Genomic DNA, 23,052 nt, shown 5'->3' with positions numbered 1-23,052 from the left:
CGCGCCGCGTACACCGTCGAAGGGTGCCCGGAATCTTCCGGGCACCCTTCGACATGTGTCACGACAGTGCGGGCCGCCGGGCCAGCGACAGCGTGCGCTGGGCCGTCGCCACCACCGCCGCGTCCACGAACCGACCGTCCGGAAGGGCCAGCGCCCCCGGCTGCGCGGTGGCCGCCTTCACGATCGTCTCCGCCTCCTCCAGCTCCCGCTCGGTCGGCAGGTAGGCCCGTTCGATGATCGGCAGCTGACGGGGGTGGATCGCCGCGCGGCCGAGGAAGCCCAGGGCCCGGCCGTGCGCGCAGGACGCCGCCAGCCCCTCCAGGTCCCGGGTGTCCGGATGCACCGTCTGTGAGGGCGGCGCCAGACCTGCCGCCCGCGCGGCCACGACCACCCGTGCGCGCGACCAGTCCAGCCCCGTGTCCCCGCGCACCCCCAGGTCGGCGCGGAGATCGGCCTCCCCGAGCGCGATGCCGCGCAGCGACGGGTGGGCGGCGGCGATCCGGTAGGCCCGCTCCACGCCCAGCGCCGTCTCCAGCAGCGCGTACAGGGGCGGCCCGCCGGTGGCCGCCGCGACGCCGGTGACCTGCTCCGGGGAGGTCACCTTGGGCAGCCGCAGCCCGGACAGTCCCGGCAGCGCGGCCAGCGCCGCCAGGTCGGCCGCGGCCAGGGGACCGTCCAGGGCGTTGACGCGGACGTGGACCGGCACCGGCTGCGGCTCGGTGAGCAGTTCGGCGGTGGCCTCGCGGGCGTACTCCTTGCGGTCGGGGGCGACCGCGTCCTCCAAGTCGATCACCACCACGTCGGCACCCGCTGCCAGCGCCTTGGCGACCACCGGGGGCCGGTCCCCGGGGACGTACAGCCAGGTCAACGGGGGTGCGGTCATACGACGCCCTCCTCACGCAGCTCTTTCACGTCCGCCGGGGCGAGACCCAGCTCGGTCAGCACCTCCTCGGTGTCCGCACCGTGCGGGCGGCCCGCCCAGCGGATCGCGCCCGGGGTGGCGGAGAGCCGGAAGAGGACGTTCTGCATGCGCAGCGGGCCCAGCTCGGGATCGTCGACGGTGGTGACCGTGTCGAGGGCCCGGTACTGCGGGTCGGCCATCACGTCCCGCACGTCCTGGACCGGGGCGACGGCCGCCTCGGCCTTCTCGAAGGCGGCGAGCACGTCGGCGCGGCTGTGCCGGGCGATCCAGTCGCCGACCGCCGCGTCCAGCACGTCGGCGTGCCGGGCCCGGCCGGCGCCCGACCCGAACCAGGGCTCGTCGATCAGCTCCGGCCGGCCCACCAGCCGCATCACGCGCTCGGCGACCGACTGCGCGGAGGTGGAGACGGCGACCCACGTGCCGTCGGCGGTCCGGTAGGTGTTGCGGGGCGCGTTGTTCTGGGAGCGGTTGCCGGTGCGGGGCTGGACGTGGCCGAGCTGGTCGTACCAGGTGGGCTGGGGGCCGAGCACGGTCAGGATCGGCTCGATGATCGCCATGTCGACCACCTGGCCCTCGCCGGTGCGGTCCCGGGCGGCCAGCGCCGTCATCACGGCGTACGCGGTCGCCAGCGCGGCGATGGAGTCGGCGAGGCCGAACGGGGGCAGCGTCGGGGGCGCGTCGGGCTCGCCGGTCATCGCGGCGAAGCCGCTCATGGCCTCGGCGAGGGTGCCGAAGCCGGGGCGGCGCGCGTACGGGCCGAACTGACCGAAGCCGGTGACGCGGGTGAGGACCAGGCGCGGATTGACGGCGGACAGCTCCTCCCAGCCCAGGTCCCACTTCTCCAGGGTGCCGGGGCGGAAGTTCTCGACGACGACGTCCGCGGTCGCGGCGAGGCGGAGCAGGGTGGTGCGGCCGGCGGGCTTGGACAGGTCCAGGGTGATGGTGCGCTTGTTGCGGCCCAGCACCTTCCACCACAGGCCGACGCCGTCCTTGGACGGGCCGTGCCCCCGGGACGGGTCGGGGCGGCCGGGATGCTCCACCTTGATCACCTCGGCGCCGAAGTCACCGAGCATGGTGGCGGCCAGCGGGCCCGCGAAGAGCGTGGCGAGGTCGAGGACGCGCAGGCCGCTCAGCGGTGCGGTGGCCGGGGAGGCGGGAGCGGCGGTCATGAGGGGCTCGGGCATGGGCGGGTGGCCTCCCGGTGGGTGAGGTGGGCGAGGGTGTCGAAACCGATGCCGTCGAAGTCGCCGACCGAGGTGGCCAGGCGGTTCTTCAGCGGGGCCGTCCAGTGCTCGGGCAGCGCGGCGGGCGAACCGGCGAGAAGCCCGGCGACGCTGCCGGCGGTGGCGCCGTTGGAGTCGGTGTCCCAGCCGCCCGACACCGCGCGGGAGACCGAGCCGGTGAAGTCGCCGTCCGCGTGGGTGAGGGCGGCGGCGACCAGCGCGGTGTTGGGGACGGCGTGCACCCAGTGGTGGGCTGGCCAGTGACGGGCGTGGAGGGCGTCCACGACCGTGTCGAAGTCGGGGTGGGCCTCGGCGAGGTGGACGCCGTGGCGGACGGCTTCGGCGAGGCGGGAGCCGGGCGGTACGACCGCGAGGCCGGCGCGCAGGCAGGCGTGGACGTCGTGCGCGCCGGTGGCGGCGGTGGCGAGGACGGCCGCCGCGAACATCGCCGCGTAGACGCCGTTGGCCGTGTGGGTGAGGGTGGCGTCCCGGTGGGCCTGCTCGGCGGCGGCGGCCGGGTCGCCGGGGTTGGTCCAGCCGTGCACGTCGGCGCGGATCAAGGCGCCGATCCACTCGCGGAACGGGTTGCGGTGGCGGGCGGTGTGCGGGGGTTCGAGGCCGGAGAGGAGGTTGCGGTAGGCGACGCGTTCGGCGGTGAAGGTGCGGCCTGCGGGGAGTTCGTCGAGCCAGACGCGGGCCACGTCGGTGGTGGTGAAGGCCCGGCCGTGGCGTTGCAGGATCCGCAGGTTGAGGAGGGGGTAGTTGAGGTCGTCGTCCTCGGGCATCCCGTCGATGTTCTCGGCCAGGGACGTGGGCGCCGAGCGGCGGTTCCAGGGGTGGGCGGCGAGGAGGTCGGCCGGGACTCCTCGGGCGGTGAAGTAGCCGGTCGGGGGCCAGTTGCCGGCGGCCCGGCCGAGGAGGCGGATGCCGGTCAGGGGGAGCTTTTCGACGGGTTTGCCCAGGAGGCAGCCGGCGGCCCGGCCGAGCCAGGCGGCTTCCAGCCGGGCCGGGGACACGGGTGCGGGCGACGCGGGGGAGGGCCAGTCGGGGCACAGTGCCGTGATCCGGTCGAGGTCCGTCGGCTCGGTGTCCGCCATGGGGCTGGGCAGGTCGGCGAGTTCGTCCAGGAGGTCCTTCGCGAGGATGCGGAGGCAGGGGGAGGCCGGCCGGGTGGAGGCGCCTGCCCGGGGCGGGGCCTCGCCGCCGCCCGCCGCCCGCCAGCGGGCCGCGACCGCCGAGGGGTTGCGGCCGTCCAGCCGCGCCTGGCGCAACTCGTGTCCGATCAGGTCCTCGGGCTGGACCCAGGTCAGCCGGAGCATCCCGCGCCTCCGATCGCGGCGAACGCCTCCTCGTGGGCGCGCCGCCGCCGCACGTCGCGCCGGAAGACCTCGCGCGCCACCCCGGTGAGCGTCGCCGCCGGTGCCCACAGGTCGAGCCGGCTCGCCTCCGCGACCGTCTTCGCCCACTCCTGAGGCACCGGTGAGCCCAGCGCCCCGGCCAGAGCGCCCGCCATCGTGGCGATGGAGTCGCAGTCGCGGCCGTAGTTCACCGCGCCCAGGACCGCGTGCCGCCAGTCGCCGCCGGAGACGAGCAGCATGCCGAGGGCGACGGGCAGTTCCTCGATCGCGTGCAGCCGGGACGGGCGGCGGGCGCCGAGCGAGGGGGCGCGGTAGTCGGGGCCGACCGTGTCGTACGGGGCGACCGCCTCCCGCAGCGGCGTCAGCGCCGACTCGAAGTCCGAGTACCGCGCGGCGACTTCGCAGACCGCCTCGATCGCCGCCCGCGTGCCGTCCTTCGCCAGCGACAGACAGGCGGTCACCACCGAGTCCGGCGTCGCGCCGGGGACGCAGGCCGCGGCCACCGCCGCCGCGAGGACCCCGGCCGCCTCACGGCCGTACGACGACTGGTGCGCGCCCGCGACGTCCAGCGCCTCGGCGTAGGCGGCGGCCGGGTTCCCGGCGTTGACCAGGCCGACCGGGGCCATGTACATCGCGGCACCGCAGTTGACGATGTTGCCGGTGCCCGCCTCGCGCGGGTCGACGTGGCCGTAGTGGAGCCGGGCCACCAGCCACTTCTCCGCCAGGAAGATCCGCTGGAGGGGGAGCGCCTCGGCCTCCAGCTCAGGGATCCAGCGCGGGTTGGTCATCAGGTCCGGGACCAGGTGTTCGGCGACGGCGTGGGCGTCGAGGTGGTCGCGGACCGTGCCGTAGACCCGGACCAGAGCGTGGGTCATCAGGGTGTCGTCGGTGACGTGGCCGTCGCCCTTGTGGTACGGGGCGATGGGGCGGGCGGTGCGCCAGGCATCGCCGTTCCAGGGGCCGACGATCCCGTTCACGCGGCCGCCGTGGCGTTCGAGGATCTGGGCGGGGGAGTAGCCCTCGACGGGGCCGCCGAGCGCGTCGCCGACGGCCGCGCCGACGAGGGCGCCGGTGACGCGTTCCTCCAGGGACGCGGTGGCGGTGCTGGGTGTCCTGATGTCGTCCCTCATGTCCGGTGCGGTCCTTTCCGGTCGGGGCCGGTGCGTGCGTGCAGGAGTCCGGCGAGCTCGACCAGGTCGGTGCCGGTGAGCCGGGGCAGTACGCAGCCGGGGAGCGTGCGGCAGGTCTCGCGCCAGGAGGCGGGGATCGCCGCGCCGCCGCCCAGCGCGCCGGTGAGGGCGCCGGCCAGCGCGGGGGCGGAGTCCGCGACCCGGGAGAGGCAGGCCGCCGCCGGTACCGCCTCAGCGATGCGGCCTTCGGCGGCGACGGTCAGGGCGAGGGCGACCGGGACGGTCTCGGCGGCGGCGATGCCGTAGCTGTAGACGTGGTCGACGATCTGGTGCTCCAGCAGCGGGACCAGCGCGAACGTGCTCTCCGCGTCCGCAGCGAGGGCCAGCGCCTGGCGGGCGTTGCGGCCGATCTCCGTCTCCGGGGGCAGTTCGGCGAGCGCGGCCGTGACGCAGGCGCGTACGTCGCCGCCGCCGAGGGCGCGGGCCAGTGCCGCCGCCATGGCGCGGGCGCCGTGCACCCCGTCGCCGTCCTGGGTGTAGCGGGCGTCGAACTCGGCCAGGTCGGCTGCGGGCCGCGGGTCGCCGGGGTGGGCGACGGCGAGGACGCAGGCGCGGACGCAGGCGGCGTCGTCGAAGTAGTGCGGGTTGTCGTGGCCGGTGGCGGGCGGGCGCAGACCGGCGGCGAGGTTTCCGAGACCGGCCCGGACCGAGATGCGGGCCCGCAGCGGCAGTACCGCCGACTCCGGCTCCGGGGCGCGTTCCGTCGCCGCGGCCACCTCGCTGGCGGCGGCGTTCCAGGTCAGGTCGATCGCGGCCCGCATCCGCCGCTCCCGGCTCAGGTCCCCGAGCGCGCCGTCGTCCCCGGCCCGCAGCACCGTCTCCGCCGCGAACGCCGCCCACTCCGCGTCGTCGGAGGGGCCGAGGCGCAGCGGCTCCGGGGGCTGGTTCAGGGCGATGGGCACGGGGAGGGTGGTGGTGGCGTTCTGTTCGGCGAAGGTGTCCAGCTCGCGAGTGAGGCGGCGGGTCCACTCGGGCATCCGCGCGGCCCGGTGCCGGGCGGCGGGCCACCCGGCGGCGTCTCCGGCGGCCAGCCCGAGGAGAAGGCCCTCGACACGGTCGCCGGCAGCGTGCTCGGGCCGCACGGTGGTGCGGGTCGCCGGGGCGGTCTCGGGCACCGGCCGGTGCCCGCTCCCGGCGGGCGGGGACCCCTCCGGCACGTCGGCCGGGGCGACGTACGCGGTGGTGGCCGGTTCCTCCCCGCCGGGCCGCCCCCTGCTCACGGCGCCGCCTCCGCCGCGACCGCGTCGCCGGGGTGCGCGCCGGGGGCCTTGCCCCGTGCCGGGGCCGGATCGGCCGTACCGGTGGGTACGGCGGCCCGTCCGACGGCGCGTGCGGCGTTCTGGCCGCCCGGAAGGGCTCCCGCGCCCCGCACGCCGTCGCCGCCCGTACCGGGGGTGCCGTCCGACGACGGCTCTTCGTCGGTGCGTACGGCGTTGTCCTCGGCTGTGGGGGGCTCGATCGGTGTGGCGCTGGTGTTCGCGGTGGGTGGGGCGGTTCGTGTGCCGGCGGTGCCGGCGGTGCTCGCCTCGTGCCGTACGGCGTTCGCGTGGGCGCTTGGTGGTGTGGCCGGTGCGGGGGCGCTGCCCTGGAGCCCGGCCGGCACACGGTGCACGCAGGCGGTGATGCCCGGAGGGTCGCCCGGCGCGGAGCCGTTGCCCTGGGGTCCGGGCGGTACAGGGTGTGCGGGGGCGGTGATCTCCGGCGGGTCGCCCGGCGCGGAGCCGACGCCCGGGGGCCCGGAGGGCGCGCCGTACCCGTCCGGTGCGCGGGCGTCACCCGCCGGGAGCGCTCCGGCGGCCTCTCCGGGAGCCGCCGCTCGCGTCAGCAGGTCCGCCACCTCCAGCACATGGTGGCCCGCCATCGCCGGCAGGCAGCTGCCGCGGGCCGGGCCGATCGCCGACGCCCACTCGGCCGGGATCGCGGCGGCACCCCGGGTCGCGCCGGCCAGGGCGCCCGCCACCGCCGCCGTGGTGTCGGCGTCGCGCCCCATGTTGACGGCCGTCAGCACCGCGTCCGTGAAGTCGCCGTCGGCCGCCGCGTACGCGCCGAAGGCGAGGGCGACCGCCTCGGGGGCCAGGTCGGTCCAGGGGTAGCCGCCGATGACCACCGCGGAGCGGACGGCGCGTTCGCCGAGGTGGGCCGCCGTCATCGCCCGGCGCAGACAGCGGGCCGTCCAGGAGTCCTCCGGGACGACGGCCAGCGCGGAGGCCACCACCGCGTCGGTCGGCGCCCCCGCCATCGCCGCCGCGACCCCCGCCGCCACCGCCTGGCCGCCGTAGATGCCCTCGCCGTCGTGGCTGACCGAGCCGTCGATCGCCACCAGCCGGGCTGCCTCGGCGGGACGGCCCGCCGCGAACACGCCGTGCGGCGCGGCCCGCATGGCCAGCCCGTCGCTCCACGCGTGGCGGTGCTGCGCGGAGATGGGGGCGGCCAGCCCGCGGCGCAGGTTCTCCAGGGTGCCGCGCTCGCTGAAGCCCGCGCCCCGGAAGGGGCCCTCCTCCCGGTCCGCGATCCACTCGTGCCAGGCCGTCTCCACATGGGCCGGGGTGAGCGCGGCGCCGTACCTGGCCAGCAGCAGACCGGAGAAGATCGCGTACTCGGTGTCGTCGGTGCCGGCCGGGTCGCGGGCCACGAAGTCCGTGATGCGTCCCCAGCGGGCCCGGATCTCGGAGGGCTTCATGTTCTCGGCCGGCGCTCCGAGGGCGTCCCCGACGGCCAGGCCCAGCAGTGCGCCCCGGGCCCGCTCGCGGAGTCCGACGGCGCCCCCGGGCGCGGGGGCCGGGGGAACGCAGGCGGTGGATGCCATGGGGCCTCTCCTCTCCCTTTGCGGATGTGTCCCCGGTGCCGCACGCGTCGCAGCCTCGCGGACCCCAGCGTCACCCGGACGACTTGTGTGCGGGCAAGATCGCGGATGAGCGAGGAAGGGTAAAACCGCAGGTAAGCCCAGCCTTTCCTTGCTGGCGGAGCGGAAATGAGCGGCGTAGATTGGGTGTTGTTAAAAAGTAGACCCAGTCCAAACTAGCTTTCCGGGGGGCCCGCATGGCCATCATCGAGACCGAGGCGGCGCTGCACGAGGCGCACCGCGACAACCACACCCACCGTGACGTGAACGGCGGCTGGCTGCGCCCGGCCGTCTTCGGCGCGATGGACGGCCTGGTCTCCAACCTCGCCCTGATGACCGGTGTCGCGGGCGGTACGGCGAGTCAGCAGACCGTGGTGATCAGCGGGCTCGCGGGTCTCGCCGCCGGCGCCTTCTCCATGGCCGCCGGCGAGTACACCTCCGTCGCCTCGCAGCGCGAGCTCGTCGAGGCCGAGCTGGACGTCGAGCGCCGCGAGCTGCGCAAGCACCCGGCGGACGAGGAGGCCGAGCTCGCCGCGCTCTACGAGGCTCGGGGGGTGGACGCCGGCCTCGCGCGCGAGGTCGCCCGGCAGTTGTCGCGCGACCCCGAGCAGGCCCTGGAGATACACGCCCGCGAGGAGCTGGGCGTCGACCCCTCCGACCTGCCGTCCCCGCTGGTCGCGGCCGTGTCCTCGTTCGGCTCCTTCGCGCTCGGCGCGCTGCTTCCCGTGCTGCCGTTCCTGCTCGGCGCCAGTGCGCTGTGGCCCGCCGTACTGCTCGCGCTGGCCGGACTGTTCCTGTGCGGCGCGGTGGTCGCCAAGGTGACGGCGCGCAGCTGGTGGTACAGCGGTCTGCGGCAGCTCGCCCTCGGTGGCGCCGCGGCCGGTGTGACGTACGCCCTGGGCAGCCTGTTCGGAACGGCCGTAGGATAGCCCGGCTCGAACTTATGCGTCGGACCGCATAAGTAGTCGCGGAAGTTGCTACTCGCTGGTTTCGAGCGCGTGATCCCCGGGCATGAGCCGGAAGCGCTGTGAGCAATGAGGCCCGCCGCGCACCCGCGGAGTGGGCGACGAAGCTCCCTCCGCGCCCCTGGACCGACGGACACCGATCTGTCCGCCTCGGTCCCCGAAGCCTCCACCGCCGGGCACGGAACCCCCTCCGTAACCCCCGGTGTCCGCATGGTGGAACGGATTATCCCGCTTCCCGAGAACCGCCCCATCATGTAACCTGCACCAAATTTTGATTTCACGCAGAGGGCCAACGTCGTCCCTCGGCACTTCGCACATGCCAGATGACGACGACGGGAGAGCCGATGCGTACGCCGCGCCAGCCGTCCCAGCATTCCACGAATGGCCAGAACTGGTCCTTCATGGATGCTCGCCCTGCTGCGCAGGGTATGTACGACCCCCGCAACGAGCACGACGCCTGCGGCGTCGGTTTCGTCGCCACTCTCACCGGCGAGGCATCGCACAACCTGGTCGACCAGGCGCTCACCGTGCTGCGCAACCTCGAGCACCGCGGCGCCACCGGCTCCGAGCCCGACTCGGGCGACGGCGCCGGCATCCTCTCCCAGGTGCCCGACGCCTTCTTCCGCGAGGTGGCCGGATTCGAACTGCCCGAGGCCGGGGCGTACGCCGTCGGCATCGCCTTCCTGCCGGTCGACGGCACCGAGGACGCCGTCTCGCGGATCGAGACGCTCGCCGGTGAGGAGGGCCTCACCGTCCTCGGCTGGCGCGAGGTGCCGGTCGCCCCGCAGCTGCTCGGCGCCACCGCGCGCTCCACCATGCCGGTCTTCCGCCAGATCTTCGTGGCCGACGGCGCCTCGCAGGGCATCGCCCTCGACCGCCGCGCCTTCGCGCTGCGCAAGCGCGCCGAGCGCGAAGCCGGGGTCTACTTCCCGTCGCTGTCCGCGCGGACCATCGTCTACAAGGGCATGCTGACCACCGGCCAGCTCGAGCCCTTCTTCCCGGACCTGTCCGACCGCCGCTTCGCCTCCGCGATCGCGCTCGTGCACTCCCGGTTCTCCACCAACACCTTCCCGAGCTGGCCGCTCGCCCACCCCTACCGCTTCGTCGCGCACAACGGCGAGATCAACACGGTCAAGGGCAACCGCAACTGGATGCGCGCCCGCGAGTCCCAGCTCGTCTCCGACGTCTTCGGCTCCTCCTCCGACCTGGACCGGCTCTTCCCCGTCTGCACGCCGGACGCCTCCGACTCCGCCTCCTTCGACGAAGTCCTGGAGCTGCTCCACCTCGGCGGGCGCTCGCTGCCGCACTCCGTGCTGATGATGATTCCGGAGGCGTGGGAGAACCACGACTCCATGGACCCGGCCCGGCGCGCCTTCTACCAGTTCCACTCCACGATGATGGAGCCCTGGGACGGCCCCGCCTGCGTCACCTTCACCGACGGCACCCAGGTCGGCGCCGTCCTCGACCGCAACGGCCTGCGCCCCGGCCGCTACTGGGTCACCGACGACGGCCTCGTCGTCCTCGGTTCCGAGGTCGGCGTCCTCGACATCGACCCCGCGAAGGTCGTCCGCAAGGGCCGCCTGCAGCCCGGCCGCATGTTCCTCGTGGACACCGCCGAGCACCGCATCATCGAGGACGACGAGATCAAGGCCCAGCTCGCCGCCGAGCAGCCCTACGCCGAGTGGATGGAAGCCGGCGAGATCGAGCTGTCCGACCTGCCCGAGCGCGAGCACATCGTCCACACCCACGCTTCCGTCACCCGCCGCCAGCAGACCTTCGGGTACACCGAGGAGGAGCTGCGCGTCATCCTCGCGCCGATGGCCAAGGCCGGCGCCGAGCCGATCGGCTCCATGGGCACCGACTCGCCCATCGCCGCGCTCTCCGACCGGCCCCGCCTGCTCTTCGACTACTTCACCCAGCTCTTCGCCCAGGTCACCAACCCGCCGCTGGACGCCATCCGCGAAGAACTGGTCACCTCTCTGCGCTCCTCGCTGGGCCCGCAGGGCAACCTGCTGGAGCCGTCGGCCGCCTCCTGCCGCAGCGTCCTGCTGCCCTTCCCGGTCATCGACAACGACGAGCTGGCCAAGCTCATCCACATCAACGCCGACGGCGACATGCCCGGCTTCAAGGCCGCGACCCTCTCCGGCCTCTACCGCGTGCACGGCGGCGGCGACGCCCTGGCCGCCCGCATCGAGGAGATCTGCGCCGAGACCGACGCCGCCATCGAGAACGGCGCCCGGCTCATCGTCCTCTCCGACCGCCACTCGGACGCCGAGCACGCCCCGATTCCGTCGCTGCTGCTCACCGCCGCCGTCCACCACCACCTCATCCGCACCAAGCAGCGCACCGAGGTCGGTCTGCTGGTCGAGGCCGGCGACGTCCGCGAGGTTCACCACGTCGCCCTGCTCATCGGCTACGGCGCCGCCGCGGTCAACCCGTACCTGGCCATGGAGTCCGTCGAGGACCTGGTCCGCGCGGGCACCTTCCTGCCCGGCATGGAGTCCGAGCAGGCCATCCGGAACCTGATCTACGCCCTCGGCAAGGGCGTCCTCAAGGTCATGTCCAAGATGGGCATCTCCACCGTCGCCTCCTACCGCGGCGCCCAGGTCTTCGAGGCCGTCGGCCTGGACGAGGCCTTCGTGGAGAAGTACTTCAACGGCACCGCCACCAAGATCGGCGGCGTCGGCATCGACGTCGTCGCCCAGGAGGTCGCCGCCCGCCACGCCAAGGCCTACCCGGCCAGCGGCATCGCGCCCGCCCACCGCGCCCTGGACATCGGCGGCGAGTACCAGTGGCGCCGCGAGGGCGAGCCGCACCTGTTCGACCCGGAGACGGTCTTCCGCCTCCAGCACTCCACGCGCTCCGGCAAGTACGACATCTTCAAGAAGTACACCGAGCGCGTGAACGAGCAGTCCGAGCGGCTGATGACGCTGCGCGGCCTCTTCGGCTTCAAGAGCGACCGGCAGCCGATCCCGATCGACGAGGTCGAGCCCGTCTCCGAGATCGTCAAGCGCTTCTCCACCGGCGCCATGTCGTACGGCTCCATCTCCCAGGAGGCGCACGAGACCCTCGCCGTCGCCATGAACCAGCTGGGCGGCAAGTCCAACACCGGTGAGGGCGGCGAGGACCCGGAGCGCCTGTACGACCCGGCCCGCCGGTCCAGCATCAAGCAGGTCGCCTCCGGCCGCTTCGGCGTGACCTCCGAGTACCTGGTCAACGCCGACGACATCCAGATCAAGATGGCCCAGGGCGCCAAGCCCGGCGAGGGCGGCCAGCTGCCCGGCCACAAGGTCTACCCGTGGGTCGCCAAGACGCGTCACTCGACGCCGGGCGTCGGCCTGATCTCCCCGCCGCCGCACCACGACATCTACTCCATCGAGGACCTGGCCCAGCTGATCCACGACCTGAAGAACGCGAACCCGCAGGCGCGGATTCACGTCAAGCTGGTCTCCGAGGTCGGCGTCGGCACGGTCGCGGCGGGTGTGTCGAAGGCGCACGCGGACGTCGTCCTGATCTCCGGCCACGACGGCGGCACCGGCGCCTCCCCGCTGACCTCGCTCAAGCACGCGGGCGGCCCCTGGGAGCTGGGCCTCGCCGAGACCCAGCAGACGCTGCTGCTCAACGGCCTGCGCGACCGCATCGTCGTGCAGACCGACGGGCAGCTCAAGACCGGCCGCGACGTCGTCATCGCCGCGCTGCTCGGCGCCGAGGAGTTCGGTTTCGCGACCGCGCCGCTCGTCGTCTCCGGCTGCGTCATGATGCGCGTCTGCCACCTGGACACCTGCCCGGTCGGCATCGCCACCCAGAACCCGGTGCTGCGCGACCGGTTCTCCGGCAAGGCCGAGTACGTGGTGAACTTCTTCCAGTTCATCGCCGAAGAGGTCCGCGAGATCCTCGCCGAGCTGGGCTTCCGCTCCATCGAGGAGGCCGTCGGCCACGCCGAGACCCTCGACGTCACCCGCGCCGTCGACCACTGGAAGGCGCAGGGCCTGGACCTGGAGCCGCTGTTCCACGTGCCGGAGCTGCCCGAGGGCGCGGTGCGCCACCAGGTGACCGTTCAGGACCACGGCCTGGAGAAGGCACTCGACAACCAGCTGATCAAGCTCGCGGCGGACGCGCTCGGCGCCACGGACGCCACCGACGCGGCCCCGGTGCGCGCCCAGGTCGCCATCCGCAACATCAACCGCACGGTCGGCACCATGCTCGGCCACGAGGTGACCAAGAAGTTCGGCGGCGCGGGCCTGCCCGACGACACCGTCGACATCACCTTCACCGGCTCCGCCGGCCAGTCCTTCGGCGCCTTCGTCCCGCGCGGCATCACCCTGCGCCTGGAGGGCGACGCCAACGACTACGTCGGCAAGGGCCTCTCCGGCGGCCGGATCATCGTCCGCCCGGACCGGGGCGCCGACCACCTCGCCGAGTACTCCACCATCGCCGGCAACACCATCGGCTACGGCGCCACCGGCGGCGAGATGTTCCTGCGCGGCAAGGTCGGCGAGCGCTTCTGCGTCCGCAACTCCGGCGCGACGGTCGTCTCCGAGGGCGTCGGCGACCACGGCTGCGAGTACATGACCGGCGGCCACGCGGTCGTCCTCGGCGAGACCGGGCGCAACTTCGCGGCCGGCATGTCCGGCGGCATCGCCTACGTCATCGACCTGGACCGCGACAACGTCAACGCCGGCAACGTCGGCGCGATCGAGGCGCTGGACGACACCGACCGCGACTGGCTGCACGACGTCGTGCGCCGGCACCGGGAGGAGACGGGCTCCACCGTCGCCGAGAAGCTGCTCGCCGAGTGGGACACCGCCGTCGAACGCTTCAGCAAGATCATCCCCAGCACGTACAAGGCAGTGCTCGCCGCCAAGGACGCCGCCGAGCGAGCCGGTCTCTCCGAGACCGAGATCACCGAGAAGATGATGGAGGCGGCGACCAATGGCTGATCCCAAGGGCTTTCTGAACCACGGGCGCGAGGTCGCCAAGACCCGCCCCGTCGAGGAGCGCGTCAAGGACTGGAACGAGGTCTACGTCCCCGGCTCCCTGCTGCCGATCATCAGCAAGCAGGCCAGCCGGTGCATGGACTGCGGCATCCCGTTCTGCCACAACGGCTGCCCGCTCGGGAACCTGATCCCCGAGTGGAACGACTACGCCTACCGCGAGGACTGGCAGGCCGCGCAGGAGCGCCTGCACGCCACCAACAACTTCCCGGAGTTCACCGGCCGCCTGTGCCCGGCCCCGTGCGAGTCGGCGTGCGTGCTCGGCATCAACCAGCCGCCGGTCACCATCAAGAACGTCGAGGTCTCCATCATCGACAAGGCGTGGGAGACCGGGGACGTCGCCCCGCAGATCCCCGAGCGCCTGTCCGGCAAGACCGTCGCCGTCATCGGCTCGGGCCCGGCGGGCCTGGCCGCCGCCCAGCAGCTGACCCGGGCCGGCCACACCGTCGCCGTCTACGAGCGCGCCGACCGCATCGGCGGCCTCCTGCGCTACGGCATCCCCGAGTTCAAGATGGAGAAGCGGCACATCAACCGGCGCATCGAGCAGATGCGCGCGGAGGGCACCCGCTTCCGCACCGGCGTCGAGATCGGCCGCGACCTCAAGGCGACCGACCTGAAGAAGCGCTACGACGCCGTCGTCATCGCCGCCGGCGCCACCACCGCCCGCGACCTGCCGGTCCCCGGCCGCGAGCTGAACGGCATCCACCAGGCGATGGAGTACCTGCCCCTGGCCAACAAGGTGCAGGAGGGCGACTACGTGGCGCCCCCGATCACGGCCGAGGGCAAGCACGTCGTCGTCATCGGCGGCGGCGACACCGGCGCCGACTGCGTGGGCACCGCCCACCGCCAGGGCGCGGCCTCCGTCACCCAGCTGGAGATCATGCCCCGGCCGGGCGAGGAGCGGGACGCGGTGCGCCAGCCGTGGCCGACCTTCCCGATGCTCTACAAGGTCACCAGCGCCCACGAGGAGGGCGGCGAGCGGGTCTACGCCGTCTCCACGACCCACTTCGAGGGCGACGAGGACGGCAACGTCCAGTGGCTGCACATGAGCGAGGTCGAGTTCGTCGAGGGCAAGCTCACCCCGAAGCCGGGCACCGAGCGCAAGATCCCGGCCCAGCTGGTCACCCTCGCCATGGGCTTCACCGGCACCGACCGGGAGAACGGCCTGGTCGACCAGTTCGGCCTGGAGCTCGACGAACGGGGTAACATCGCCCGGGACGCCGACTTCCAGACCAACGTGCCGGGTGTGTTCGTCGCCGGTGACGCCGGCCGCGGCCAGTCGCTCATCGTCTGGGCGATCGCCGAGGGCCGCTCCGCCGCCCGCGGCGCCGACCGCTTCCTGACCGGGGCCAGCGAACTGCCGGCCCCGATCCGCCCGACGGACCGCGCCCTCGCGGTCTGACGGACGGAACAACCGAAGAACGTCCCGTACAAAGGCGTACGGAACACTGATGGCGCCTGCCCTGTCCCCGACCGGACAAAGGGGCAGGCGCCGTCGCATGCGCCCGCCGGCGGCTACGGCAGCCGGTACGCGTCCCCGTACATCTCCCACGCCAGCGGCACGTCCAGGTCCAGGTTCCCGTCCCGCAGCCACCGGCGCTGCGCGGTGTCGACGCGGGACGTGTCGATGCCCGGGCGCTTGGCCAGCATGGCCTCGCGGCGGACGTCCAGGAACGCCTCGAGGTATGCCTTCTCGGAGCCGGCCCGGGCCGGCGTCTTCGCCTTCTCCATGGCCCGCTCGCGCAGGCCGTAGAAGCCCTCGGCGTCGGTGTCGGGACCGTGGAAGACCATCGCGTCGAAGTACACGAACTGGCCGAGCGTGCCGAGGCCGTCCAGCTTGGCGAGGCGCACCGCCGGCTCGAAGTAGACCCGGTCGCGCTCCTCCTCCTGCGCCTTCCGGAACTCCGGCCGCTCGGCCTCCGCCCGCCAGGCGGCCGGGAAGCCCGGGTCCAGGCCCTCGTGGGAGTCGGTGCCGTCCACCTCGCGCAGGGCGGGCAGGTACGCCGCCAGCCCGTTGTCCGGATGCGCCTTCGTGTAGCGCTCCACCAGCGTGAGCAGATCGTGCGTGCCGGTGCAGAAGCCGATGATGCCCGCCGTGTAGCCGCACCCGTCGCCCAGGTCCTCGATCGTCCCGTACGAGGTGCGCCACTCGGTCGTCGAGTTTTCCGCGCTGGACACCAGCTGCTGGGCCAGCTCCTTCTTCGCCGGGTCGGCGAGCCCCGGCGGCAGCTCGGCGATCAGCGCGTCGTCCGCCGCCCGCTCCTGCTCCGCCCGGCTCTTGGCGTCCTGCCGGGCCGACTGGGCCGAGGACACCGGAGGCGCCACCGGGGCGTCGGCCGAGTCCGTCGGCATCACGAAGTACACCCCCGTGGCGATCACGGGAACGGCCGCGAGGAGCAGCACACCGGCACGTTTCATCGGGGAATACCTCTCATAGGGAAATGCCTGAGCCTGTCAGTTCCGTCACCCTGCCCGCCGCCGCCACCGCCAGCAGCGCCAGCAGTGCCACGCACGCGCCCGCCTGCACCGCCGCCCGGCGCCCGCCCCGGGGCGCGTAGGCGAACGCCAGCGCCACCGCGCCGCCCGCCAGCAGACCACCGAGGTGGCCCTGCCAGGAGGTGAACCCGGCGGAGACCACCAGCCACAGCAGCAGGAGGACCATGAAACGGTTGACCGCCGCCATGTCCGCACCCACCCGGCGATGCAGAACGTAGTACGCGGCCCCCACGCCGAAAACCGCCCCCGACGCGCCGACCGAGGACTGCCCGGGATCGGCCAGGACCAGCTGCAGGACGGAACCGCCCAGCGCCGCCACCAGGTACAGGACCACGAACCGGAGCCGCCCGAGCATCAGTTCCACCACCCGCCCCAGTTGCCACAGCGCCACCATGTTCATGGTGATGTGCAGGAACCCGAACGCGCCCTCGAACGGCGACACGTGGAGGAAGGCGCTGGTGAGCAGCCTCTCCCACTGACCACCGGCCACACCTTCCGTCCGGAGCGTCCCGAGGACGAAGTACGCCCCGTCGGCGGACAGGTAACCGCCCTCCGGCCCGACCAGCCGCGCACCGACCATCGAGAACCGGTCGACGATCTCCGGCCGCACCACCTCCGCCAGGTACACCAGCACGTTCAGCGCGAACAGCACGTACGTCACCACGGGCGTCGCCGAGACCCGGCCGCCCGCGACGGTCCGGGCCTGCCGGACCGACCGCGTCCCCTCCTTCACACACTCGGGGCACTGGTGACCGACGGGAGCCCCACGCATGCAGTCAGGACAGATGAAACGCTCGCAGCGGATGCAGCGGACATGACACTCCACCGCCGGATGGCGGTAACAGGTCGTGACGGTGGACTCGGAATCCACGGCCGGCTCCTCGGGGCGGGACGGACGGTGAGCCGACGGTGACGGCGGCGAACAAAATAGCGAATGCCTGTGGACGGGCTGAGAGGCGGGGTGCGCCGTGCCGTAACCTCGGCAGCCAGGCGTCAAGAGTCCAGGGATGACCGGGGGAGTCCGCATGGCCGCGATCAGTCTCACCAAGGTGCGGGAGACGGCGCCCGCGCTGGTCGACCTGTACAAGAGCGCCGGAGTGTCCCTGGACAGACACGGCCTCGACGGCGCCCGGGCCGCCGTCTACCTCGTCGTCGACTACTCCGGCTCCATGAAGCCCTACTACAAGGACGGCAGCGTGCAGGCCCTCGCCGACCGCGTCCTCGGCCTGTCCGCGCACCTCGACGACGACGGCACCGTGCCCGTGGTGTTCTTCTCCACCGACGTCGACGCCGTCACCGAGATCGCCCTCGCCGACCACCACGGACGGATCGAGCGGATCGTGGCCGGCCTCGGACACATGGGCAAGACCAGCTACCACCTGGCCATGGACGCCGTCATCGACCACTACCTCGACAGCGGCGCCCGCCACCCCGCCCTCGTCGTCTTCCAGACCGACGGCGGCCCCGTCAACCGGCTCGCCGCCGAACGGTACCTGTGCAAGGCGGCACCGCTCCCGCTGTTCTGGCAGTTCGTCGGCTTCGGCGACCCGGGCAGCCGCCAGTTCGAGTACCTGCGCAAACTCGACGAACTGGCGGTGCCGGCCAAGCGGGTCGTCGACAACGCCGGGTTCTTCCACGCCGGCCGCGACCCCCAGAAGCTCTCCGACGCCGAGCTGTACGACAACCTGGTGGGCGAGTTCCCCAAGTGGCTGGTGGCCGCGCGGGCGCAGGGCATCGTGCGGTCCTAGCGGTGCCGGAGCGGCTGCCGCTGCCGGATCAGTGCGTCAGCGAGAAGCCCAGCATCACACCCGCCGACACCTCCACCATCCCCGGCGCCAGATCACCCGCCGAGCTGCCGCCCCCGCCGCCGTGACCGCGGTACTGCACGAAGTTCTCGGCGTCCACGTCCTGGATGTGCACCACCGGGCCCAGCCGCACCCCCGCCGCCTCCGTGTACACCTCCGCCTTCCGCCGGGCGGCCGCCACGGCCTTGCGGCGGGCCTCGTCCCGCAGCGCCGGCTTGTCGTGCACGTCGAACTCCACGCTGTCGATCCGGTGCGCGCCCGCCTCGACCGCGTCCACGATCAGCTGCTGGAGGCCGTCCAGCGCCGCACTCTCCACCGAGTACGAGGCCTGGCAGCGGTAACCGGCGAACTTCCGATCACCGCCGTAGCCGTCGTAGTCCGAGCTGAGCTGCAACCGGGAACCCGAGACCGCGGTGTCCGGTATCCCGTGCCGCCGCAGCACCTCGCGCAGGCGGGACACGGACGCCCCCGCACCCTCGAACGCCGCGTCCGGCGACGGCTCCAGCACATCCACCGCCAGCCTCACCCGCACCAGCTGCGGCTCCACCCGCACGCTTCCGGCACCGAACACACTGAGCCCCCAGGGCTCGTTGATCCTCGTCATGCCGGAATTGAAGCACCGAACACCTGATCCCGTGTCGCAGTCACGTGTCGCACTCCAGCACCGTCCGGCACAACCCGCACCGCGCCCGCACCCGCCCCCGCACCGGCACCCTGATCCGCTGGTGGCAGGTCGGACACGGAAAGGACACCCGCAGCGCGCCGCGCTCCCGCGAGGTGAACGCGTACGGGCCGTCTTCGGGCAAGGCCAAGGCGCCGTGCGGGTCCTGCGCGTGCCGCCGGTCACGCGCGTACCGGCGGCGGCCCGCCCAGCCCGCCGAGGCCAGCGGCGGCTGCCGCTCGTCCCGGCGGGCCCGCGCCATCCCCTTGCCGTACGCCGTGTACGCCTGCGCACTGGTGAACCACACCGACGGATCCTCGCCGAACAGCAGCGCCCGCTTGGCCAGCACGTACCCGAACTCCTCCGGCGTCAGATACCCCAGCTTCTGCGACGACGCCCCGTCCTCCCGGTACGCGTCCAGCAGCAGCCACCCGGCACCCAGATACGTCGTCGCCGTGTCCGTGAGGATCTCGTTGTCCCGCGTCCCCGGGAAGGACAGGTCGAGACGGTGCAGGTACACGTGCATCACCTCGTGCGCCAGCGCCGCCCCGATGTCCCGCCGATGCGTGCGGAAACGGTCGTTCAGCTCGATGAAGTACTCGGGGCCCGCCGTCAGCTCGACATGCGCCGCGTGCGTCATCTCCCGGAAGGAGACGATCATCCGGGCGTCCGGAAGACGGTAGTGCCGCACCAGCTCGTGAGCCACCCGCTGCGTCCCCAGATACAGGTCGTCCGTGTCGCAGAACGCCACGTCGGCCGGGGGCACGCTCGACGAGAAGGTCCGGACCGTGTCGTACGACAGCCGCCGGTACAGGGCGGTGACCGCCGCCCGCACCGTCTCCAGGTGCGGGAAACCGTGCTCGACCGGCCCGCCGTTCGCCACGCCCGACCCCCAAGACGCCTCAACCCTCCTCACCACTGTACGAGGAGCACCACGTCACGGCCGTTACCGCCCGGCCGAAACCGTTCGCCATCCCCCCGGCCGCCAGGCACAATCCGGACCGTGACCAGCGAACAGCACACCGCCCCCGACGCCGCCCTGCACGTGGGCGGCGCCGACGACGACCTGGAAAAGCGGCTCGACGACGAACTGACCGCCTTCAACACCGCCGCCGCCGACGGAGCCCGCACCGAACCCCTCACCGTGCGCGTCACCGACGACGACGGCACCCTGGTCGGCGGACTGACCGGCTGGACCTGGTCCACCCTGGCCTGCGTGGACATGCTGTGGGTCCGCGAGGACCAGCGGCACACCGGCTGGGGCAGCCGCCTCATGCGCGCCGCCGAGGACGAGGCCGTCCGGCGCGGCTGCACCGACATCACCGTGTCCACGTACACCTTCCAGGCCCCCGGCTTCTACCCGAGACTCGGCTACCGGGAGCGCGGCCGCATCCAGGGCGTACCCGGCGGACACGAGGACGTGTACTTCCACAAGCGCCTCGCCGCCACCGGAAAGGAGGTTCTCGGCGCCTGAGACGGTCTGCGACGGCCCGGCGTCCACCCGTAGGGTGAGCCCCCATGACCACCAGCAACACCGGTACCGGTGCCGTCGACCCAGCCGTCCGCGAGGAGCTGTCCCGGCTGCGGGACAGCATCGACAACATCGACGCGGCCGTCGTCCACATGCTCGCCGAGCGCTTCAAATGCACCCAGCAGGTCGGCCACCTCAAAGCCCGGCACCAGCTGCCGCCCGCCGACCCGGCCCGCGAGGCCAAGCAGATCGCCCGCCTGCGCGCCCTCGCCGAGAGCGCCAAACTGGACCCCGCGTTCGCCGAGAAGTTCCTGAACTTCATCATCGCCGAGGTGATCCACCACCACGAGCGCATCGCCGAACACAACGGCGACACCCCCGCCTGACCACCCGGGCCCCGGCGCCCCCTCGGGGGCGCGCGCCGGGGAGCGCGGCACCCCTGAAACGGACCGGACATACCCCGCGTACCGAACCGCCCCTGTGCCCTGCCCACACCATCAGGCAGCATGGCGTCCATGTCCGTACTCACGCGCGACGAAGCGCAGACCCGTGCCAGCCTCCTCGACGTCCACCACTACACGATCGACCTCGATCTGACCCGTGGCGACGAGACCTTCGACTCCCGCACCGTCATCCGCTTCACCGTGCGCGACGAGACCGCCACCACGGACACCTTCGTCGAGGTCAAGCCCGCCGAGCTGCGCACCGTCACCCTGGACGGACACCCCCTCGACCCCGCCGCCCTCGACGAGAACCGGCTCCCGCTGAAGGACCTGACCCCCGGCGAGCACGAACTGCGCGTCGACGCCGCCATGCGCTACTCCCGCACCGGCGAGGGCATGCACCGCTTCACCGACCCCGCCGACGGCGAGACCTACGTCTACACCCAGCTCTTCCTCGACGACGTCCAGCGCGTCTTCGCCGCCTTCGACCAGCCCGACCTCAAGGCCGCCTTCGACCTCACCGTCACCGCCCCCGAAGGCTGGACCGTCCTCGCCAACGGCATCACCGAACACACCGGCGACGGCCGCTGGAAAGCCGCCACCACCCCCCGCATCTCCACCTACCTCGTCGCCGTCGCCGCCGGCCCCTGGCACTCGGTGCGCACCGAACACCGCGGCCTGCCCTTCGGCATCCACTGCCGCCGCTCCCTCGCCCCCCACCTCGACGCCGACGCCGACGAACTCCTCGACATCACCCGCGGCTGCTACGACCGCTACCACGAGAAGTTCACCGAGCCCTACCCCTTCGACTCCTACGACCAGGCGTTCGTCCCCGAATTCAACGCCGGCGCCATGGAGAACCCCGGCCTCGTCACCTTCCGCGACGAGTTCGTCTTCCGCTCCGCCGTCACCGACACCCAGCGCCAGACCCGCGCCATGGTCATCGCCCACGAAATGGCCCACATGTGGTTCGGCGACCTCGTCACCCTCAAGTGGTGGGACGACATCTGGCTCAACGAGTCCTTCGCCGAGTACATGGGCTACCAGACCACCGCCGAAGCCACCCGCTTCACCCACACCTGGACCGACTTCGGCGTCACCCGCAAACCCTGGGGCTACGACGCCGACCAGCGCCCCTCCACCCACCCCGTCGCCCCCGAGAACGTCCCCGACACGGCCTCCGCCCTCCTCAACTTCGACGGCATCTCCTACGCCAAGGGCGCCTCCGCCCTGCGCCAGCTCGTCACCTGGCTCGGCGAGAAGGACTTCCTCGCCGGCATCAACACCCACTTCGAACGGCACAAGTTCGCCAACGCCACCCTCGCCGACTTCATCGACTCCCTCGCCGCCGCCACCGACCGCGACGTCCACGCCTGGGCCGACGCCTGGCTGCGCACCACCGGCGTCGACACCCTCACCCCCCGCATCACCGGCGACAACGGCGACCGCGCCCTCACCGTCGCCCACACCGGCAGCCGCCCCCACCGTGTCGCCGCCGGCCTCTACGACCGCGACCTCACCGACGAAGGCCGCCTCACCCTGCGCCGCCGCCTCGACGTCGACGTCCCGCAGAGCGACCCCCTGCCCATCGGCAAACGCCCCGCCCTCACCGTCCTCAACGACGGCGACCTCACCTACGCCAAGATCCGCTTCGACACCGAGTCCTTCCAGACCCTGCGCACCGGACTGGCCGGCCTCCCCGACCCCCTCACCCGCGCCGTCGTCTGGAACGCCCTGCGCGACGCCGTACGCGACGGCGAACTCGCCCCCACCGACTACCTCGACATCGCCCGCACCCACCTCCCCCACGAAACCGACCTCGCCCTCGTCGACGGCGTCCTCACCTTCGCCGGCACCCAGGTCGCCGACCGCTACGTCACCCCCGGACAGCGGCCCGCCGCCCTCACCACCCTCACCGACCTCTGCCGCGACCTCATCCGCCGCACCGAGGACGGCGACCACCCAGGACTGCGCCTCATCGCCGTCCGCCACCGCATCGCCACCGCCGCCCACCCCGACACCATCGCCGCCTGGCTCGCCGACGGCACCGTCCCCGGCGGCCCCGAACTCGACCCCGAACTGCGCTGGCGCATCCTCACCCGCCTCGCCGTCCTCGGCGCCACCGACGAAACCGCCATCGCCGCCGAACTCGCCACCGACCCCAGCGCCACCGGCCAGGAAGGCGCCGCCCGCTGCCGCGCCGCCCTGCCCGAACCCGAGGCCAAGAGCCGCGCCTGGGAAGCGATGTTCGCCACCGACGACCTCTCCAACTACCTGTTCACCGCCACCGCCCAGGGCTTCTGGCAGCCCGAACAGGCCGACCTCGTACGCGACTACGTCCCCCGCTACTACGCCGAAGCCGTCGCCGTCGCCGCCCGCCGCGGCCCCGCCATCGCCGACGCCGCCGGCCGCTGGGCCTTCCCCGCCCACGCCGTCGACGCCGACACCCTGCGCCTCGGCCGGGAATGCCTCGACGACGCCGACCCCACCCCCGCCCTGCGCCGCAAACTCACCGACCAGCTCGACGACCTCGCCCGCGCACTGCGCGTACGGGAGGCGGCCGCCGACTGACGACGCACACGGCCGGTTCCCCACCCCGCGACACGGGAACCGGCCCCGCGGATCCCCCTTTCGGGTTGTGATCGCTGAGCTGTCCGGGCGTACCGACGCATCCGCGTCCAA

16 protein-coding genes and 1 pseudogene are annotated in these 23,052 nt (G+C 72.9%); 7 read left to right on the top strand and 10 right to left on the bottom strand.

The window, feature by feature from the left end:
* Positions 1–58 precede the first annotated feature (58 nt).
* The 6 genes and pseudogenes from ACFW47_RS00360 to ACFW47_RS00335 all read right to left on the bottom strand — a co-directional run.
* Positions 59–883 carry an HpcH/HpaI aldolase/citrate lyase family protein gene (locus ACFW47_RS00360; protein WP_386282605.1) on the bottom strand — a complete coding sequence of 275 codons (825 nt, stop codon included), beginning with the start codon at positions 881–883 and terminating at the stop codon, positions 59–61.
* A complete protein-coding gene (locus tag ACFW47_RS00355) occupies positions 880–2,106 on the bottom strand; it encodes a CaiB/BaiF CoA transferase family protein (RefSeq protein WP_386304171.1) in 1,227 nt (408 codons plus the stop codon). Before ACFW47_RS00355 ends, ACFW47_RS00360 begins: the two co-directional genes overlap by 4 nt.
* Complete coding sequence (locus tag ACFW47_RS00350) at positions 2,088–3,464, bottom strand: ADP-ribosylglycohydrolase family protein (RefSeq protein WP_386304169.1); 1,377 nt, start codon at positions 3,462–3,464, stop codon at positions 2,088–2,090. Before ACFW47_RS00350 ends, ACFW47_RS00355 begins: the two co-directional genes overlap by 19 nt.
* Positions 3,452–4,633 (bottom strand): ADP-ribosylglycohydrolase family protein, encoded by a 1,182-nt coding sequence (locus ACFW47_RS00345; protein WP_386282597.1) that lies wholly within the window; start codon positions 4,631–4,633, stop codon positions 3,452–3,454. Before ACFW47_RS00345 ends, ACFW47_RS00350 begins: the two co-directional genes overlap by 13 nt.
* Positions 4,630–5,913: an ADP-ribosylglycohydrolase family protein gene (locus tag ACFW47_RS00340; protein WP_386304166.1), complete on the bottom strand. Its 1,284-nt coding sequence runs from the start codon at positions 5,911–5,913 to the stop codon at positions 4,630–4,632. Before ACFW47_RS00340 ends, ACFW47_RS00345 begins: the two co-directional genes overlap by 4 nt.
* Before the next feature lie 578 nt (positions 5,914–6,491).
* Positions 6,492–7,499 (bottom strand): annotated as a pseudogene (locus ACFW47_RS00335) (ADP-ribosylglycohydrolase family protein); the annotation flags it as partial.
* 233 nt (positions 7,500–7,732) lie between these two features.
* Between ACFW47_RS00335 and ACFW47_RS00330 the strand changes: the two are divergent.
* From ACFW47_RS00330 to ACFW47_RS00320, 3 genes are all read left to right on the top strand, one after another.
* Positions 7,733–8,464: a VIT1/CCC1 transporter family protein gene (locus ACFW47_RS00330; protein ID WP_386282592.1), complete on the top strand. Its 732-nt coding sequence runs from the start codon at positions 7,733–7,735 to the stop codon at positions 8,462–8,464.
* Between the two features lie 437 nt (positions 8,465–8,901).
* Positions 8,902–13,440 (top strand): glutamate synthase large subunit, encoded by a 4,539-nt coding sequence (gene gltB / locus ACFW47_RS00325; RefSeq protein ID WP_386282590.1) that lies wholly within the window; start codon positions 8,902–8,904, stop codon positions 13,438–13,440.
* On the top strand, positions 13,433–14,896 hold the full coding sequence (locus ACFW47_RS00320; RefSeq protein ID WP_386304164.1) for a glutamate synthase subunit beta: 1,464 nt from the start codon (positions 13,433–13,435) through the stop codon (positions 14,894–14,896). Before gltB ends, ACFW47_RS00320 begins: the two co-directional genes overlap by 8 nt.
* A 113-nt stretch (positions 14,897–15,009) precedes the next feature.
* Here ACFW47_RS00320 and ACFW47_RS00315 read toward each other — a convergent pair whose 3' ends face one another.
* Positions 15,010–15,912 (bottom strand): chitosanase, encoded by a 903-nt coding sequence (locus tag ACFW47_RS00315; protein WP_386282586.1) that lies wholly within the window; start codon positions 15,910–15,912, stop codon positions 15,010–15,012.
* Between the two features lie 13 nt (positions 15,913–15,925).
* The gene (locus ACFW47_RS00310) at positions 15,926–16,861 is read right to left on the bottom strand and encodes a rhomboid family intramembrane serine protease (protein ID WP_386304161.1); all 936 of its coding nucleotides are present in this window, start codon (positions 16,859–16,861) and stop codon (positions 15,926–15,928) included.
* Positions 16,862–17,015: 154 nt separating this feature from the next.
* Here ACFW47_RS00310 and ACFW47_RS00305 point away from each other — a divergent pair, with 154 nt between their 5' ends.
* A complete protein-coding gene (locus ACFW47_RS00305) occupies positions 17,016–17,738 on the top strand; it encodes a vWA domain-containing protein (protein WP_386282582.1) in 723 nt (240 codons plus the stop codon).
* 28 nt (positions 17,739–17,766) lie between these two features.
* Here ACFW47_RS00305 and ACFW47_RS00300 read toward each other — a convergent pair whose 3' ends face one another.
* Positions 17,767–18,399, bottom strand: a complete 633-nt coding sequence (locus tag ACFW47_RS00300; RefSeq protein WP_386282580.1) for an SIMPL domain-containing protein — start codon at positions 18,397–18,399, stop codon at positions 17,767–17,769.
* 40 nt (positions 18,400–18,439) lie between these two features.
* Positions 18,440–19,339 carry a hypothetical protein gene (locus ACFW47_RS00295; RefSeq protein WP_386282578.1) on the bottom strand — a complete coding sequence of 300 codons (900 nt, stop codon included), beginning with the start codon at positions 19,337–19,339 and terminating at the stop codon, positions 18,440–18,442.
* Positions 19,340–19,459: 120 nt separating this feature from the next.
* On the opposite strand from ACFW47_RS00295, the gene ACFW47_RS00290 reads away from it, so the two are divergent.
* From ACFW47_RS00290 to pepN, 3 genes are all read left to right on the top strand, one after another.
* Entirely contained in the window at positions 19,460–19,930 is a 471-nt protein-coding gene (locus ACFW47_RS00290; protein WP_386282576.1) for a GNAT family N-acetyltransferase, read from the top strand.
* A 44-nt stretch (positions 19,931–19,974) separates the two neighbouring features.
* Positions 19,975–20,313 (top strand): chorismate mutase, encoded by a 339-nt coding sequence (locus ACFW47_RS00285; RefSeq protein ID WP_386282574.1) that lies wholly within the window; start codon positions 19,975–19,977, stop codon positions 20,311–20,313.
* Positions 20,314–20,442: 129 nt separating this feature from the next.
* Complete coding sequence (pepN, locus tag ACFW47_RS00280) at positions 20,443–22,941, top strand: aminopeptidase N (RefSeq protein WP_386282572.1); 2,499 nt, start codon at positions 20,443–20,445, stop codon at positions 22,939–22,941.
* The last annotated feature ends 111 nt before the right edge of the window (positions 22,942–23,052 follow it).

The organism is Streptomyces sp. NPDC058796, from assembly GCF_042745235.1.
Lineage (GTDB): Bacteria > Actinomycetota > Actinomycetes > Streptomycetales > Streptomycetaceae > Streptomyces.
This window is presented reverse-complemented; position numbering and strand designations above follow the sequence as displayed.